We start from the raw sequence: 14146 nt of genomic DNA, 5'->3' as shown, positions 1-14146 counted from the left end.
GAGCCGAGTTCGCTTGCCCCTCCGGGCCTCCGCCCGTCCCGCTTCCGCACGTCGCGCGCGCCTCGCCGCGCCATCCCTCCGAAGGACCCGCCATGTCATCGCACGCCACCGCCCCCGGCCGACGCAGTCGTCGGGTGCTCTGGATCAACCTCGCCCTCGTCGGCGCCTTCCTCGTCGTCGTCGGCCTCGCCTTCGCCCTGCTGCGGCCCGGCGGGGCGTCGCCCGCCCCCGGCGCCGCGGAGACCCCGGGCGCGAGTGCGGTCCCCATGGTCCGCGACGACAGCCACGTGCTCGGCGAGCCCGGCACGAGCGGGGTCACCGTGGTCGAGTTCCTCGACTTCGAGTGCGAGGCGTGCGGGGCGTTCTATCCGCTCGTCGAGTCGCTCCGCGAGCAGTACGCGGGCGAGGTGACCTTCGTCGCGCGGTACTTCCCGCTCGACGGCCACCGCAACTCGAAGACGGCGGCGGTCGCCGTCGAGGCCGCCGCGCAGCAGGGCGCGTTCGAGGCCATGTACGCGAAGCTCTTCGAGACCCAGGCGGCCTGGGGTGAGCAGGCCGAGTCGAAGGCGCCGCTCTTCCGCGAGTACGCGGCGGAGCTCGGGCTCGACCTGGCGGCGTACGACGCGGCTGTCGCCGATCCCGCGACGCTCGAGCGCGTGCAGTCGGACCAGGCCGACGGCTACGCGCTCGGTGTGCAGGGCACGCCGACGTTCTTCATCGACGACCGGATGGTGCAGTTGCAGAGCTACGACGATCTCGGCCTCGCCATCGAGGCTGCGCTCGAGACGCGCGAAGGAGACAAGGGTGTGGGCTGAACTTATCGCGCATTAAGGTCAGGAGCTGAATCTGCCTGGCCCGGACTGCCTCCGTCGCCGGCGGGCCCGCCTCGGAACGCGATCGAACTGAGCAGCGAGCTCAGGGCGGCCAGGGCGCCGACGGAGGCGAGCTGAACCGGATCGACCTGCAGGATGCCGGTCACCCCGGCCCCGAACGTGCCGATCGCGGCCTGCGCGAAGGTCGCGATCGCACGGTCGGCGGCATCGATCCAGAACTGCGCATCGGCGTACTTCGAGGTCACGGTCGGCTCCAGGGGGCTCGGCGGCGGGGGCGTGGTGACGGGGCTCGGTCTTCCGGGTCTGCGCCCGGGTCGGGCGCGAGCTCGTCGCGGAGCTCGTCGCGGAGCTCCTCATGCAGTTCGTCGTGCAGCCGCTCGTGGTCGTCCTCGACCTGGCGGCGCAGCCGGCGCACCGAGGCATCCGTGCGCTCCATGAATCCCGGCAGGGTGCCGAGCGCCTCGATGAGCGCCACCACCCGGCGCAGCCACGGCCAGAGCCGCACGAGCAGCCGGATCACGAGCACGAGCGCGGCGGTGCCGAGGGCGAACTGCAGCAGGTCGATCCCCTCGAGCCAGTCGCCGAGGACGGCGAGCCAGTCGGGGGAGATGGGGTCGGTCATGCGGTCCTCCGTTCTTCGGGTCATGGGGTGAGGCGGGCGGGGGTGCGGTTCAGCGTCGGCGGGCGTGGCGGGGCGCGGGGTCGTGGCAGCCGCGGGGGCAGCGCAGCTCGTAGCCGCACGGGCCGAGCATCGCCTTCGTGCCACGCCGGCACTTCGCGCAGCACGGGGTCGGCTCGGCGGTCGCGTCGAGGTAGGCGATGATGCGCTCGAACTCGAGGTCGCGCATCGCGGTGATGGTCTTGTCGGGGATGCGGTTCATCCGTAGCTCCGTTCGGTCGATCCTGCATTGCACGAGTGCAATTCAATTGCGTGAGATCAATATGAAGGATGCCTTGCGCGAATGCAAGCCGATTGCGGCGCGTCGTCATCCGCCGTACGCTGGAGCCCGTGAATGAGCGGATGCGGTGGAGCGCCTACCTCGAGGCGACGGGCGACGGCGTGCGGAACAGTGAGATCGCGCGCCGCGTCGGCGTCGACCCGGCGACAGTCGGGCGGTGGCGCAGCGGCACGACCGACCCGAACCCCAGGCAGGTCGTCGCGTACGCGCGCGCGTTCGGGCGGCCGCCCGTCGAGGCGTTGATCGCCGCCGGGTACTTGACCGCCGAGGAGGCGGAGGTGCCGGTCGCCGTCGCGCCCGCCGATCCGCTCGCCGCCGTCTCGACGGGGCGGCTGCTCCGCGAGGCGCTGCGCCGGGTCGAGGCGGATGCCGACGCCGGTGTCGGCGGCCACGCCGAGGATGACTACGAGTTCACGCCGCAGCCACCGTCGCCCGACGACTACCGCCTCGCGGCGCGAACGGGTAGGCGCAAGTAGCAGGACCGTATCGGGGGATCGGGTGAGGGCATTGGTTCGGGTGGCGGCCGCGCTCGGCGTGCGCCTGCACGCCACCCACCTCGACGAGCAGACGCTCGGCCTCTACTCGCCCGACGAGCAGCGCATCTACTTCGACATCCGGCTCACGCCGAACGAACGGCGAGTGACGATCGCGCACGAGCTCGGTCACGCCTACTACGGCCACGACCACTCCAATCCGAAGCACGAGCGGCAGGCCGAGGTGTTCGCCGCCGAACTCCTGATCGACCCCGAGGAGTACGCCCGGCTCGAACGGGTCGATCCCGACCAGCACCGTCTCGCCGACGATCTCGGCGTGACCGTCGAGCTCATCCGCACCTACGAGCGGCACTGCCTCGAACGGGTGCGCGGCGTCACCTATGCCCGGCCGCGGATGGGCGCCGGCCAGTGGGAGTACCGCGGCGTACACCCGGACGCGGAGTCGGCGGGCACCGAACCGCGCTAGCGGACACCTGGCGAGCCCGGTGCGCCGCCGGGACGCTCAGGCCTGAGGCGCGAAGCGGCGCGGTTCGTGCGTGCGCGCGACGAGGTCGCGCAGCGATTCGAGCGAACCACCCACGAATCCAGCCGTGCGGGCCTGCACGAGCAGGTTGCCGAGCGCGGTCGCCTCGACCGGGCCGGCGAGCACCGGCACCCCGGCACGGTCGGCCGTTCGCTGGCAGAGCAGGGCGTTCTGCGCGCCGCCACCGACGAGGTGGATGGTGCGCAGCTCGAGTCCGCCGAGCCGGGCGGCGGTCGCCGCGGCATCCGCGAACGCCTGGGCGAGCGACTCGACGATCGAGCGTGCGATCTCGGCCCGGGTCCGTGGCGCGGCGAGTCCGTGCTCGGCGCACCACGCGCCGATCCGCGCCGGCATGTCGCCGGGCGGCAGGAAGCGCGGGTCGTCGACGTCGAAGACCGGTACGGAGCCCGCGGGCACCTCGGCGGCGGCCGCGAGCAGCGCAGGCAGCTCGACCGAGTGCCCCTCGCGTTCCCAGCCCCGCACCGTCTCGCTCAGGATCCACAGGCCCATCACGTTGTGCAGCAGGCGCACCCGGCCGTCGACGCCGCCCTCGTTCGTGAAGTTCGCGGCGAGCGCCTCGGGCGTGCGCACCGGGTGCTCCACCTCGACCCCGACGAGACCCCAGGTGCCGCAGGAGATGTACGCCGCGGCATCCGCCCGCATCGGCACGGCGACGACGGCCGACGCCGTGTCGTGCGAGCCGACGGCGACGACGTCGGCCGCGCCGCCGAGCGAGTCGGCGACCGCGGGCAGCAGCGCGCCGACGCGCTCGCCGGGGGCGATGAGCGGCGGCAGGAGCTCACGGAGCCCGGCCGGCAGCCCGACTCCGGCGATGAGGGCGTCGTCCCAGGCCTGTGCAGACCAGTCGAGCAGCCCCGTCGTCGACGCGTTCGTGAGCTCGGCCCGGGCCTCGCCGGTGAGCCAGTAGGCGAGCAGATCGGGCACGAGCAGCGCCCGATCGGCGAGCGCGAGCACCTCGGTGGGCTCGGCCGCGAGCTGGTAGAGCGTGTTGAACGGCAGGAACTGCAGGCCGTTCCTGGCGAACAGTTCGGCGTGCGGCATCCGCTCGTGCACCGCAGCCACGCCGCGCGCGGTGCGCTCGTCGCGGTAGTGGAACGGGATGCCGAGCAGGCGGCCCTGCCGCAGCAGCCCGTAGTCGACCGCCCAGGAATCGATGCCGAGACTCGCGATCTCGGGCTCGAGGCGGAATGCCTCGCGCAGCCCCGCGAGCACGTCGCCGTAGAGGCCGAGCAGGTCCCAGTGCAGCCCGTCCCCGGCGAACAGCGGGGTGTTCGGGAAGCGCGCGACCGTCGTCGCCTCGAGCGCGTCGGGGCCGACCCGGCCGAGCACGACCCGCCCGCTCGTGGCGCCGAGATCGACGGCCGCGACCGTGCCGGCCGGCCGCGGCGCGCCGGCGCGCCCTCCGTTCATCGCAGGAAGGCGGCGGCGACGCCCGAGTCGACGGGGATGTGCAGGCCGGTGGTGCGGCTGAGCTCAGGGCCGGTGAGCACGTACACGGCGTCCGCGACGTTCTCGGGCACGACCTCGCGCTTGAGGATCGTGCGGTTCGCGTAGAACTGGCCGAGGTCCTCCTCGTCGACGCCGTAGGTCGCGGCGCGGTTCGCGCCCCAGCCGGAGGCGAAAATGCCCGAGCCGCGCACGACGCCGTCGGGGTTGATGCCGTTGACGCGCACACCGTGCTCGCCGAGCTCGACCGCGAGGAGGCGCACCTGGTGCGCCTGGTCGGCCTTCGTCGCCGAGTAGGCGACGTTGTTCGGCCCGGCGAACACCGAGTTCTTCGAGGAGATGTAGACGATGTCGCCGCCGAGCTTCTGGTCGATGAGCACGCGGGCGGCCGCCTTCGACACGAGGAAGGAGCCCTTGGCCATGACGTCGTGCTGCAGGTCCCAGTCGGCCTCGGTGGTCTCGAGCAGCGGCTTCGAGAGCGAGAGCCCCGCGTTGTTCACGACGAGGTCGACGCCGCCGAAGGCGAGCACGGCGGTGTCGATCGCGGCCTGGACGGCGTCGGCGTCGGCGACGTTCGCGGCGACGCCGATCGCGACGTCGGTGCCGCCGAGCTCGGCGGCCGCAGCACGCGCCTTCTCGAGGTCGAGATCGGCGACGACGACGCAGGCGCCCTCGGCGGCGAGCCGGGTGGCGATGGCCTTGCCGATGCCGCTGGCCGCGCCGGTGACGAACGCGATCCGGCCCTGGTGCGACTTCGGCTTCGGCATCCGCTGCAGCTTCGCCTCTTCGAGCGCCCAGTACTCGATGCGGAACTTCTCCGCGTCGGAGATCGGGGCGTAGCTCGACACCGACTCCGCGCCGCGCATCACGTTGATCGCGTTCACGTAGAACTCGCCCGCGACCCGGGCGGTCTGCTTGTTCGCCCCGTAGGAGAACATGCCGACGCCTGGCACGAGCACGATGAGCGGGTCCGCGCCGCGCATCGCCGGGGTGCTCCCTGAGCCCGTCGAAGGGTTGCTCGCGTGCGCCTCGTAGTACGCGCGGTAGTCGGCACGGTACGCCTCGTGCAGCTCCGCGAGGCGGGCCAGCTGCTCCTCGAGGCTCGCGGTGGCGGGCAGGTCGAGGAGGAGCGGCTTCACCTTGGTGCGCAGGAAGTGGTCGGGGCAGCTCGTGCCGAGCGCCGCGAGCGCGGGTGCCTTCTCGGAGGCGAGGAAGTCGAGCACCGCCGAGGAATCGGTGTAGTGCCCGATCATCGGCTTCTCGCTCGACGCGATCCCGCGGATGGCGGGGGCGAGCGCCGCGGCGCGCGCGTACCGTTCGGTCTCGGGCAGCGCCTCGAAGCCGGGGCGCACGCCGCCGAAGGGCTGCGGGTCGCCGTGCTCGGCGAGGTAGGCCGCCGCGGTGTCGATGATCCACCGCGAGTTCGCCTCGGCCTCGTCGGAGGTGTCGCCCCACGCGGTGATGCCGTGCCCGCCGAGGATCGTGCCGATCGCCTGCGGGTGCTCGGCCTTGATCGCGGCGATGTCGAGGCCGAGCTGGAAGCCGGGGCGCCGCCACGGCACCCACACGACGCGGTCGCCGAAGATCCGGCCGGTCAGTTCTGGTCCGTCGGCCGCCGTCGCGATCGCGATCCCCGAGTCCGGGTGCAGGTGATCGACGTGCGCGGCATCCACCAGCCCGTGCATCGCCGTGTCGATCGACGGCGCCGCACCGCCCGTGCCGTGCAGGCAGTAGTCGAACGCGGCGACCATCTCGTCCTCGTGCTCGACGCCGCGGTACACGCCCTGGAGCGCGCGCATCCGGTCGAGGCGCAGCACCGCGAGGCCCTCGGGCTTCAGGGTGCCCAGGTCGCCGCCCGAGCCCTTCACCCAGAGCAGCTCGACCGGCTCGCCCGTGACCGGGTCGGCCGCGACACCCTTGGCGGAGGTGTTGCCGCCCGCGTAGTTCGTGTTCCGCGGGTCCGCGCCCAGGCGGTTGCTGCGGGCGATCAGCTCCGCGACGGCCGGGTTCGTCGACTCGTTCGGCTTCGTCATCTCAGGCCCCCCATCCGGCCTGCACGCCGCCGACGCGCTCCTCGGCGATCCGCTGCTGGTAGCCGGAGGCCAGGTACGCGGCCATCGGATCGGCGGCGAGCCCGCGCTCCTCCCGCCAGGCGGCAAGCTGCGGGCGCACATCGGTGTAGAAGGCGTCCATCACGATCGCGTTCGCGGCGAGCACGTCGTTCGCGTCCTGCGCGGCGGTGAGCGCCTCGCGGTCGATGAGCAGCGCGCGGGCGGTCATCTCCTGCACGTTCAGCACCGAGCGGATCTGGCCGGGGATCTTGTCCTCGATGTTGTGGCACTGATCGAGCATGAACGCCACGTCGGGGTTGTTCAGGCCGCCGCCGCGGATGACCTCGGCGAGGATGCGGAACAGCTGGAACGGGTCGGCGGCGCCCACGATGAGGTCGTCGTCGGCGTAGAAGCGGCTGTTGAAGTCGAAGGAGCCGAGCTTGCCGAGGCGCAGCAGCTGCATCACGATGAACTCGATGTTCGTGCCCGGCGCGTGGTGGCCGGTGTCGAGGCAGACCATGGCCTTCTCGCCGAGGGCGCTCACCTGCGCGTAGCTCGTGCCCCAGTCCGGCACGTCCGTGTGGTAGAACGCGGGCTCGAAGAACTTGTACTCGAGCACGAGGCGCTGCTCGTCGCCGAGGCGCGCGTAGATCTGCTGCAGGGAGTCCTGGAGCCGGTCCTGACGGTCGCGCATGTCGTTCTGGCCGGGGTAGTTCGAGCCCTCGGCGAGCCAGATCTTCAGGTCGCGCGAGCCGGTTTCGTCCATGATGTCGATGCACTCGAGGTGATGGTCGATCGCCTTGCGGCGGATGCGTGCGTCGTGGTGGGCGAGGGCGCCGAACTTGTAGTCCTCGTCCTGGAAGGTGTTCGAGTTCACGGTGCCGAGCGTCACGCCGAGGTCCTCGGCGTGCCGGCGGAGGGCGTCGTAGGAGTCGACCCGGTCCCACGGGATGTGCAGCGCGACGACCGGGGCGAGCCGCGTGTAGGCGTGCACCTGCGCGGCGTCGGCGATCTTCTCGAAGGGGTCGCGCGGGGTGCCGGGCGTCGCGAACACCCGGAAGCGGGTGCCGGAGTTGCCGAAGGCCCAGCTGGGCAGTTCGACCGACTGCTGGGCGAGGGCGGAGAGGTGCGCGGTGGAGAGGGCGGTCATGATGCGGGGCTTTCGTGGTCGGTGGCGGCGGAGGCCGTCAGCTGGTCGTGCAGGTTGAAGACTTCGACGAGCGGTGCGGCCGCCTGGTCGGCGCGGCCCTCGAGGCCGACGAAGAACTCGGCCATGGATGCCTCCCAGCGGGCGGCGACGGGGGAGTCGGCGAGGTAGGCGCGGGCCGCCTCGTCGTCGTCGGTCTCGTAGTAGCCGAAGAGGGTGCACCGCTCGCGGTCGAGGAAGATCGAGTAATTGCGGCGCCCGGCCGCCGCGATCTCGCGCAGCAGCTCCGGCCACACCGGGGTGTGCCGCTCGACGTAGGCGTCGAGCAGTTCGGGGCGCACCTGGAGGGTGAACGCGACGCGGGGCATGGCACTCCTTCGTGGGCTCGCGGGGGTTCGAAGGGCTCGGTCGACACCGAAATGAATCGATCCAGCCGTGAATCGTTTCAAACTGTAATGTGGTCCCCAAGGATCCGTCAAGCGATCCGCCATCACCGACCGTCAGGGCGAGGGGCCACCTATGTCAGTGAGCGTGAAGGACGTCGCGGCCGCCGCCGCGGTGTCGGTCGGCACGGTGTCGAACGTGCTGAACCGCCCCGACAAAGTGGCGCCCGCCACCGTCGCGCGGGTGCAGGCCGCCATCGATCGCCTCGGCTTCGTGCGCAACGATGCCGCGAGGCAGCTGCGCGCCGGTCGGAGCCGCAGCATCGGCCTCGTCGTGCTCGACAGCGCGAACCCGTTCTTCGCCGAGGTCGCCCGCGGTGCGGAGGAGCGCGCCGCCCGCGAGGGCATGGCCGTGCTGCTCGGCAACAGCGATCAGACGCCGAGCCGTGAACGCGCTTACCTCGAACTCTTCCGCGAGCAGCGGGTCAACGGCGTGCTGCTGACGCCGACCGACCTCGAGGCGAGCGCCGTGCGCCGGCTCGCGGACAGCGGCATCCCGCTCGTGATCGTCGACGGCGAGTTGCCGGGCGGCGGGGTGCCGTCGGTGGCCGTGGACGACGTGCAGGGCGGCATGCTGGCCGTCGCGCACCTGCTGGAGCAGGGGCGTCGGCGCATCGCCTACATCGGCGGTCCGCGCTCGATCCGCCAGGTGGCCGACCGCCTCGAGGGCGCCCGGCGCGCCCTCGCCGGGGTGCCGGAGGCGACGCTCGAGGTGATCGAGCTCGACGCGCTGACGGTGCTGCACGGCCGGGATGCCGGCGAGGAGATCGCCCGGCGGGACGCGGCCGATCGCCCCGACGCCGTGTTCTGCGCGAACGACCTGCTCGCGGTGGGCGTGCTGCAGGGCACCGCGATCCTCGGCGAGGTGCGCGTGCCCGAGGACCTCGCCCTCATCGGCTACGACGACATCGACTTCGCGCAGTCCGCGGTGGTCCCGCTGTCCTCGGTGCGCCAGCCGGCGCGTGCGATCGGGGCGGCGGCGGTCGAGCTGCTGCTCGAGGCGCTCGACTCCGAGGGTGCGGCCATCCGGCACGTCCGCTTCCAGCCCGAACTGGTCGTGCGGGCGTCGACCGGTCCGTGATTCACGGTCGCCCCGCCAGTCCGGGGGGCGTATCCGATCCGTGACTTGACCGACGGGCGACGGATGCCTACAGTTGCCCTGAATCGAAAGTGAATCGATTCACACCGATTCACCGAACCATTGATCCCCCATCACCCTCAACGAGGAGGAACCCCGTGCCGAGCACTGACGCACCCGTGGTCCTCGAGCTCTCGGAGGTCGTCAAGTCGTTCGGCGCCGTCGTGGCGCTGCGCTCCGCCAGCCTGCGCCTGCAGGCCGGCTCGATCCACGCCCTCATCGGCGAGAACGGCGCCGGCAAGTCCACGCTCGTGAAGATCGTCGCCGGCCTCTACCGCCGCGACGCCGGCGAGTTCCGGCTCGACGGCGAAGACGTCGACTTCACCTCGACCGCCCAGTCGAAGGCCGCGGGCGTCGCGGTCATCTACCAGGAGCCGACGCTCTTCCCCGACCTCTCGGTCACCGAGAACATCTTCATGGGCCGCCAGCTCACCGGCCGCTTCGGCCGGATCGACCGCAAGGCGATGCGGCACGAGGTGGAGCGGCTCTTCACCCGGCTCGGCGTCGTCATCGACCCCGACCGCCCGGCCGAGGGCCTGTCGATCGCCGACCAGCAGGTCATCGAGATCGCCAAGGCCGTCTCGCTCGACGCGAAGGTGCTGATCATGGACGAGCCCACCGCGGCCCTGTCCGGCGTCGAGGCCGAGCGCCTGTTCGCGATCGCCCGCAGCCTGCGCGATGAGGGCCGCGGGCTCATCTTCATCTCGCACCGCTTCGACGAGGTCTTCGCCCTCTGCGACACCGTCACCGTCATGCGCGACGGCTCGTACATCGCGACCACCCCGATCGCCGAGACCACCCCTGGCGAACTCGTGCGGCAGATGGTCGGCCGCGAGGTCACCGAGCTGTTCCCCAAGCAGGAGACCGTCGTCGGCGAGCCGCTGCTCGAAGTCGACGGGCTCACCTCGCCCGGCGTCTTCCACGACATCAGCTTCACGGTGCGCGCCGGCGAGATCGTCGGGCTCGCGGGCCTCGTCGGCGCCGGCCGCAGCGAGGTCGCGCGGGCGGTGTTCGGGGTGGACCAGTACCGCGAGGGCACTGTCACGCTCAAGGGGCGGCGCATCCGCCGCGGACGGCCCACCGAGGCCATGCGCGCCGGGCTCGCCCTCGTGCCGGAGGACCGCCGCAAGCAGGGTCTCGTCATCGACTCCGGCGTCGGCCGCAACATCACCATGGCGATCCGCCGCGAGCTCTCCCGCTTCGGCCTCATCACCACCGGGCTCGAGAACCGGGCCGCCCGCGTCTGGGCGAGCCGGCTCGAGGTGAAGTCCTACGCGCTCGACACCGTCGCGGCGACGCTCTCCGGCGGCAACCAGCAGAAGGTCGTCCTCGCCAAGTGGCTCGCGACGAAGCCCGACGTGCTCATCGTCGACGAGCCCACCCGCGGCATCGACGTCGGCACGAAGTCCGAGGTGCACCGCCTGCTCTCCGAGCTCGCCGGTCAGGGCATGGGCATCCTCATGATCTCCTCCGAGCTGCCAGAGGTGCTCGGAATGGCCGACCGTGTGCTGGTGATGCGCGAGGGGCGCATCACCGCCGAGATCGACCGAGCAGACGCCACCAGCGAGAACGTGATGTTCGCCGCCACCCACGCATCGGAGCAGCACTCGTGACCTCCTCTCCCCCCACCACGGTGATCCCCGTCTCCGGGATCACGAAGCACATCGGCGCCCTCGGCAAGGCGCGCGAGTTCGGCATCCTGATCGCCCTCGTCCTCGTGGTCGTCGCCGCGACCACGATGAACCCGAGCTTCCTCTTCTCGACCGACGGCTGGCGCGACCTGCTGCTCACCCCGTCGATCCTGGTGCTCGTCGCCGCCGGACAGGCGATCGTCATCATCACCCGCAACGTCGACCTCTCGGTCGGCTCGGTGATGGGGCTGTCGGCCTACCTCACCGGCCGCCTCTTCATCGACGTGCCCGGCCTGCCGATCCCCGTCGTCGTACTGCTGGCCGTGCTCTTCGGCGCCTTCCTCGGGCTCGTGAACGGCTCGCTCGTCGCCTTCGCCCGCGTGCCCGCGATGGTGATCACGCTCGGCACGCTCTACGCCTACCGCGGCATCAACGTGATGTGGGCCGGCTCGACCCGCGTGAACGCCTCGGACATGCCGAGGGAGTTCCTCGCCATCGGCACCGGGCAGTTCCTCACCATCCCGATCCTCGCCATCGTCGCGCTCGCCATCCTCGCCGCCGCGGCCTGGTACATGCGCAACACGCGCGGCGGCCGCGAGTACTACGCGATCGGCTCCGACCCGGCCGCGGCCGAGCTCTACGGCCTCAAGGTCACCCGCCGCGTGCTCACCGCCTTCACCCTGTCGGGTGCGCTCGCGGGCCTCGCCGGCGTCTTCTACGTCGCCCGCTACGGCACCGTCAGCTCGCAGGCCGGTGCCGGCTGGGAGCTCGACGCCGTGGGCGCGGCCGTCATCGGCGGCGTCGCGATCACGGGCGGCATCGGCACCGTCTGGGGTGCCGCGATCGGCGCCGTGCTGCTGATGACCATCAACCGGGCGCTGCCGATCCTCGGCATCCCCGACTTCTGGCAGCGCGCCGTCGTCGGCGTGCTCATCATCGGCGCCATCGTGCTCGACCGCTGGCTCGCCGTGCGGCAGAGACAGCGACTCATCGAAGCGAGGGACGAGTCATGACCACCACGACCACCCCGGCGACCCAGCCCGCCACGACGAACCGGGTGAGCCGCGACTACGAGAAGCCGCTCTGGCGTCGGCTGCTGCTCACCCGCGAGATGGCGATCGTGGCGCTCCTCGTGCTCGTCGTCGCCTACGCGATGCTCACGGTGCGCGGCTTCGCGCAGCCGATCACCCTCAACTACCTGCTGCTCGACATCGCGCCGATCCTGCTGATCGCGCTGCCGATGACGCTCGTGATGATCACCGGCGAGATCGACCTGTCGGTCGGCAGCATGGTCGGCCTGGCGAGCGTCGTCACCGGCGCCGGGGTGCACGCCGGGCTGCCCTTCGAGCTGGCCGCCGTGCTCGCGCTGCTCGTCGGCGCCATCGGCGGCGCGTTCAACGGCTTCCTCGTGACCGTGGTCGGGCTGCCCTCGCTCGCGGTGACGATCGGCACCCTCGCGCTCTTCCGCGGCCTCGCGGTCGGCCTGCTCGGCACGACCGCCGTCACCGACTTCCCCGAGGGCTGGACGGCACTCGCGAAGGCGAAGATCGCCGGCACGACGATCCCGTACATCATGATCCCGTTCCTGATCCTGCTCGTCATCTTCGTGGTGGTGCTGCACTTCACGCCCTTCGGCCGCGGCATCTACGCGATCGGGCAGTCGAAGGATGCCGCGCGCTTCTCGGGCGTGCACCTCGAGCGCACGAAGTTCCTGCTGTTCATGGCGGCCGGGCTCGTCGCGGCGTTCGCGGGTGTGTTCTACACCCTGCGCTTCGGCAGCGCTCGCGGCGACAACGCCACCGGGCTCGAACTGCAGGTGATCGCCGCGGTCGTGCTCGGCGGGGTGTCCGTCTTCGGCGGGCGCGGCCAGCTGTACGGCGTCGTCGCCGCCGTGCTCCTGATCGGCGTGCTCTCGAGCGCGCTGCGCCTCGCGAACGTCACCTCCGACGTCATCAACGTCATCACCGGCACGCTCCTGGTGGTCTCGGTCGTCAGCGCGAGCCTGCTCGCCTGGCTGCAGAAGGTCCGGCGACGACGCTCGGGCCCGGTCTCCTCCGTCGCAGCACCCACAGCATCTTGACGACGCTGCGCGTCCCCCGGCCGACGGCATCCGTCTCGGTCGCCAGCACGAAAGGAATGGAAGAACAATGAAGTTTGCACACAAGCGTGCGACCGCCGTGGCCGCGGCCGCGGTGGCGGCTGCGCTCGCACTCTCCGGCTGCGCCGACACCGGCTCCTCGGGCGGCGGGTCGAGCGAGGGCAGCGGCGGCAGCGACAACCTCGCGATCACCTTCCTGCCGAAGAGCCTCGGCAACCCGTACTTCGACACCTCGAGCAAGGGCGGCAAGGCCGCCGTCGAGGAGCTCGGCGGCACCTTCGCCGAGGTCGGCCCGGCCGAGTCCGGCCCCGACGCGCAGGTGAGCTACATCAACACCGCCACGCAGCAGGGCGTCGGTTCGCTCGTCGTCTCGGCGAACGACCCGAAGGCGATCTGCGACGCCCTCAACGAGGCTCGCGACGCCGGCGTCAAGGTCGTCACCTTCGACTCCGACACCAACGCCGACTGCCGCGACCTGTTCGTGAACCAGGCGACCGCCGACGGCATCGCGAAGGTGCAGGTCGACCTCATCGCCGAGCAGATCGGCGACGCGGGCGAGATCGCCATCGTGTCGTCGACGGCGAACGCGACGAACCAGAACACCTGGATCGACAAGATGAAGGAACTGCTCGCGGCGGACCACCCGAACATCCAGCTCGTGGACGTCGTCTACGGCGACGACGACGAGCAGATCTCGTTCGACAAGACGGCGGCCGTGCTGCAGTCGCACCCGAACCTCAAGGGCATCGTCTCGCCGACGACCATCGGCATCTCGGCGGCCGCGCGCTACCTCTCGACCTCGGACTACAAGGGCAAGGTCGCGCTGACCGGCCTCGGCACGCCGAACCAGATGCGCGAGTACATCGAGGACGGCACCGTCACCGCCTTCGCCCTGTGGAACCCGGAGGACCTCGGCTACCTGTCGGCCTACGCCGCCGCGGCGCTCATCAACGGCGACATCACCGGCAAGGAGGGCGACACCTTCGAGGCGGGCAAGCTCGGCGAGTACACCGTCGGTGCGGACGCCACCGTGCTGCTCGGCGACCCGTACGTGTTCGACAAGGACAACATCGACGACTTCGACTTCTGAGTCGTCGCCGGGTCTCGTTCGACACCCACCCAGAAGCGCCCCGGTCGGGATCGGCCGGGGCGCTTCGGCGTCGGGGTGATGACCGAGTTGCCCGACTTTCATGAAAGTTGGGCAACTCGAGGTGGGATTTCTCGCCGGTCGATGCGGCGTCGGGATCGGTGTCGTCATTCAGGATCGGTGTCGTCATTCGGGATCGGTGTCCTCATTCAGCCGGACTGAACGTCGGTGCAGCGATCGGGCCTGTTGCCACCGGGCGCGCCCGCCTAGCATGA

Annotated in this window: 15 protein-coding genes; 8 read left to right on the top strand and 7 right to left on the bottom strand. The window is 71.2% G+C overall.

The window, feature by feature from the left end; translation table 11 throughout:
• Positions 1-92: 92 nt before the first annotated feature.
• Positions 93-815, top strand: a complete 723-nt coding sequence (locus tag ACFWE1_RS08595; RefSeq protein ID WP_376933023.1) for a DsbA family protein — start codon at positions 93-95, stop codon at positions 813-815.
• Positions 816-817: 2 nt separating this feature from the next.
• On the opposite strand, the gene ACFWE1_RS08590 is transcribed toward ACFWE1_RS08595, so the two are convergent.
• From ACFWE1_RS08590 to ACFWE1_RS08580, 3 genes are read right to left on the bottom strand one after another with little or no spacing between them, the layout of a single operon-like run.
• Positions 818-1078: a holin gene (locus ACFWE1_RS08590; RefSeq protein WP_376933022.1), complete on the bottom strand. Its 261-nt coding sequence runs from the start codon at positions 1076-1078 to the stop codon at positions 818-820.
• Positions 1075-1455 (bottom strand): hypothetical protein, encoded by a 381-nt coding sequence (locus ACFWE1_RS08585; RefSeq protein ID WP_376933021.1) that lies wholly within the window; start codon positions 1453-1455, stop codon positions 1075-1077. Before ACFWE1_RS08585 ends, ACFWE1_RS08590 begins: the two co-directional genes overlap by 4 nt.
• A 49-nt stretch (positions 1456-1504) precedes the next feature.
• Positions 1505-1714 (bottom strand): hypothetical protein, encoded by a 210-nt coding sequence (locus ACFWE1_RS08580; protein WP_376933020.1) that lies wholly within the window; start codon positions 1712-1714, stop codon positions 1505-1507.
• Between the two features lie 128 nt (positions 1715-1842).
• On the opposite strand from ACFWE1_RS08580, the gene ACFWE1_RS08575 reads away from it, so the two are divergent.
• Positions 1843-2268 carry a helix-turn-helix domain-containing protein gene (locus ACFWE1_RS08575; protein ID WP_376933019.1) on the top strand — a complete coding sequence of 142 codons (426 nt, stop codon included), beginning with the start codon at positions 1843-1845 and terminating at the stop codon, positions 2266-2268.
• A 22-nt stretch (positions 2269-2290) separates the two neighbouring features.
• Positions 2291-2752 carry an ImmA/IrrE family metallo-endopeptidase gene (locus tag ACFWE1_RS08570; protein WP_376933018.1) on the top strand — a complete coding sequence of 154 codons (462 nt, stop codon included), beginning with the start codon at positions 2291-2293 and terminating at the stop codon, positions 2750-2752.
• Positions 2753-2788: 36 nt separating this feature from the next.
• On the opposite strand, the gene ACFWE1_RS08565 is transcribed toward ACFWE1_RS08570, so the two are convergent.
• Genes ACFWE1_RS08565 through ACFWE1_RS08550 form a run of 4 tightly spaced genes read right to left on the bottom strand, consistent with a single transcriptional unit; the run spans position 2789 to position 7842 of the window.
• Positions 2789-4240, bottom strand: coding sequence for a rhamnulokinase family protein (locus tag ACFWE1_RS08565; RefSeq protein ID WP_376933017.1), 1452 nt, complete (start codon positions 4238-4240; stop codon positions 2789-2791).
• Positions 4237-6309 carry a bifunctional aldolase/short-chain dehydrogenase gene (locus ACFWE1_RS08560; RefSeq protein ID WP_376933016.1) on the bottom strand — a complete coding sequence of 691 codons (2073 nt, stop codon included), beginning with the start codon at positions 6307-6309 and terminating at the stop codon, positions 4237-4239. The genes ACFWE1_RS08565 and ACFWE1_RS08560 overlap by 4 nt, the downstream gene beginning before the upstream one ends.
• Before the next feature lies 1 nt (position 6310).
• On the bottom strand, positions 6311-7477 hold the full coding sequence (rhaI, locus tag ACFWE1_RS08555; protein WP_376933015.1) for an L-rhamnose isomerase: 1167 nt from the start codon (positions 7475-7477) through the stop codon (positions 6311-6313).
• Entirely contained in the window at positions 7474-7842 is a 369-nt protein-coding gene (locus ACFWE1_RS08550) for an L-rhamnose mutarotase (protein ID WP_376933014.1), read from the bottom strand. Before ACFWE1_RS08550 ends, rhaI begins: the two co-directional genes overlap by 4 nt.
• 151 nt (positions 7843-7993) lie before the next feature.
• Here ACFWE1_RS08550 and ACFWE1_RS08545 point away from each other — a divergent pair, with 151 nt between their 5' ends.
• The 5 genes from ACFWE1_RS08545 (at position 7994) to rhaS (ending at position 13874) form a co-directional block, all read left to right on the top strand.
• Positions 7994-8998: a LacI family DNA-binding transcriptional regulator gene (locus ACFWE1_RS08545; RefSeq protein WP_376933013.1), complete on the top strand. Its 1005-nt coding sequence runs from the start codon at positions 7994-7996 to the stop codon at positions 8996-8998.
• A gap of 155 nt (positions 8999-9153) precedes the next feature.
• Positions 9154-10668: a sugar ABC transporter ATP-binding protein gene (locus tag ACFWE1_RS08540; protein WP_376933012.1), complete on the top strand. Its 1515-nt coding sequence runs from the start codon at positions 9154-9156 to the stop codon at positions 10666-10668.
• Positions 10669-10718: 50 nt separating this feature from the next.
• Positions 10719-11699: an ABC transporter permease gene (locus ACFWE1_RS08535; RefSeq protein WP_376933089.1), complete on the top strand. Its 981-nt coding sequence runs from the start codon at positions 10719-10721 to the stop codon at positions 11697-11699.
• Complete coding sequence (locus ACFWE1_RS08530; protein ID WP_376933011.1) at positions 11696-12766, top strand: ABC transporter permease; 1071 nt, start codon at positions 11696-11698, stop codon at positions 12764-12766. Before ACFWE1_RS08535 ends, ACFWE1_RS08530 begins: the two co-directional genes overlap by 4 nt.
• 67 nt (positions 12767-12833) lie before the next feature.
• A complete protein-coding gene (gene rhaS / locus ACFWE1_RS08525) occupies positions 12834-13874 on the top strand; it encodes a rhamnose ABC transporter substrate-binding protein (protein ID WP_376933010.1) in 1041 nt (346 codons plus the stop codon).
• Positions 13875-14146: the final 272 nt, after the last annotated feature.

Source organism: Agromyces sp. NPDC060279, from assembly GCF_042726785.1.
In the GTDB taxonomy this organism is placed as follows: Bacteria; Actinomycetota; Actinomycetes; order Actinomycetales; family Microbacteriaceae; genus Agromyces.
This window is presented reverse-complemented; position numbering and strand designations above follow the sequence as displayed.

Coding starts and splice junctions, on each gene's coding strand:
- ACFWE1_RS08545 (WP_376933013.1), top strand. CDS start 7,994: ATGTCAGTGAGCGTGAAGGACGTCGCGGCCGCCGCCGCGGTGTCGGTC.
- ACFWE1_RS08595 (WP_376933023.1), top strand. CDS start 93: ATGTCATCGCACGCCACCGCCCCCGGCCGACGCAGTCGTCGGGTGCTC.
- ACFWE1_RS08530 (WP_376933011.1), top strand. CDS start 11,696: ATGACCACCACGACCACCCCGGCGACCCAGCCCGCCACGACGAACCGG.
- ACFWE1_RS08565 (WP_376933017.1), bottom strand. CDS start 4,240: ATGAACGGAGGGCGCGCCGGCGCGCCGCGGCCGGCCGGCACGGTCGCG.
- ACFWE1_RS08580 (WP_376933020.1), bottom strand. CDS start 1,714: ATGAACCGCATCCCCGACAAGACCATCACCGCGATGCGCGACCTCGAG.
- rhaI (WP_376933015.1), bottom strand. CDS start 7,477: ATGACCGCCCTCTCCACCGCGCACCTCTCCGCCCTCGCCCAGCAGTCG.
- ACFWE1_RS08585 (WP_376933021.1), bottom strand. CDS start 1,455: ATGACCGACCCCATCTCCCCCGACTGGCTCGCCGTCCTCGGCGACTGG.
- ACFWE1_RS08550 (WP_376933014.1), bottom strand. CDS start 7,842: ATGCCCCGCGTCGCGTTCACCCTCCAGGTGCGCCCCGAACTGCTCGAC.
- rhaS (WP_376933010.1), top strand. CDS start 12,834: ATGAAGTTTGCACACAAGCGTGCGACCGCCGTGGCCGCGGCCGCGGTG.
- ACFWE1_RS08560 (WP_376933016.1), bottom strand. CDS start 6,309: ATGACGAAGCCGAACGAGTCGACGAACCCGGCCGTCGCGGAGCTGATC.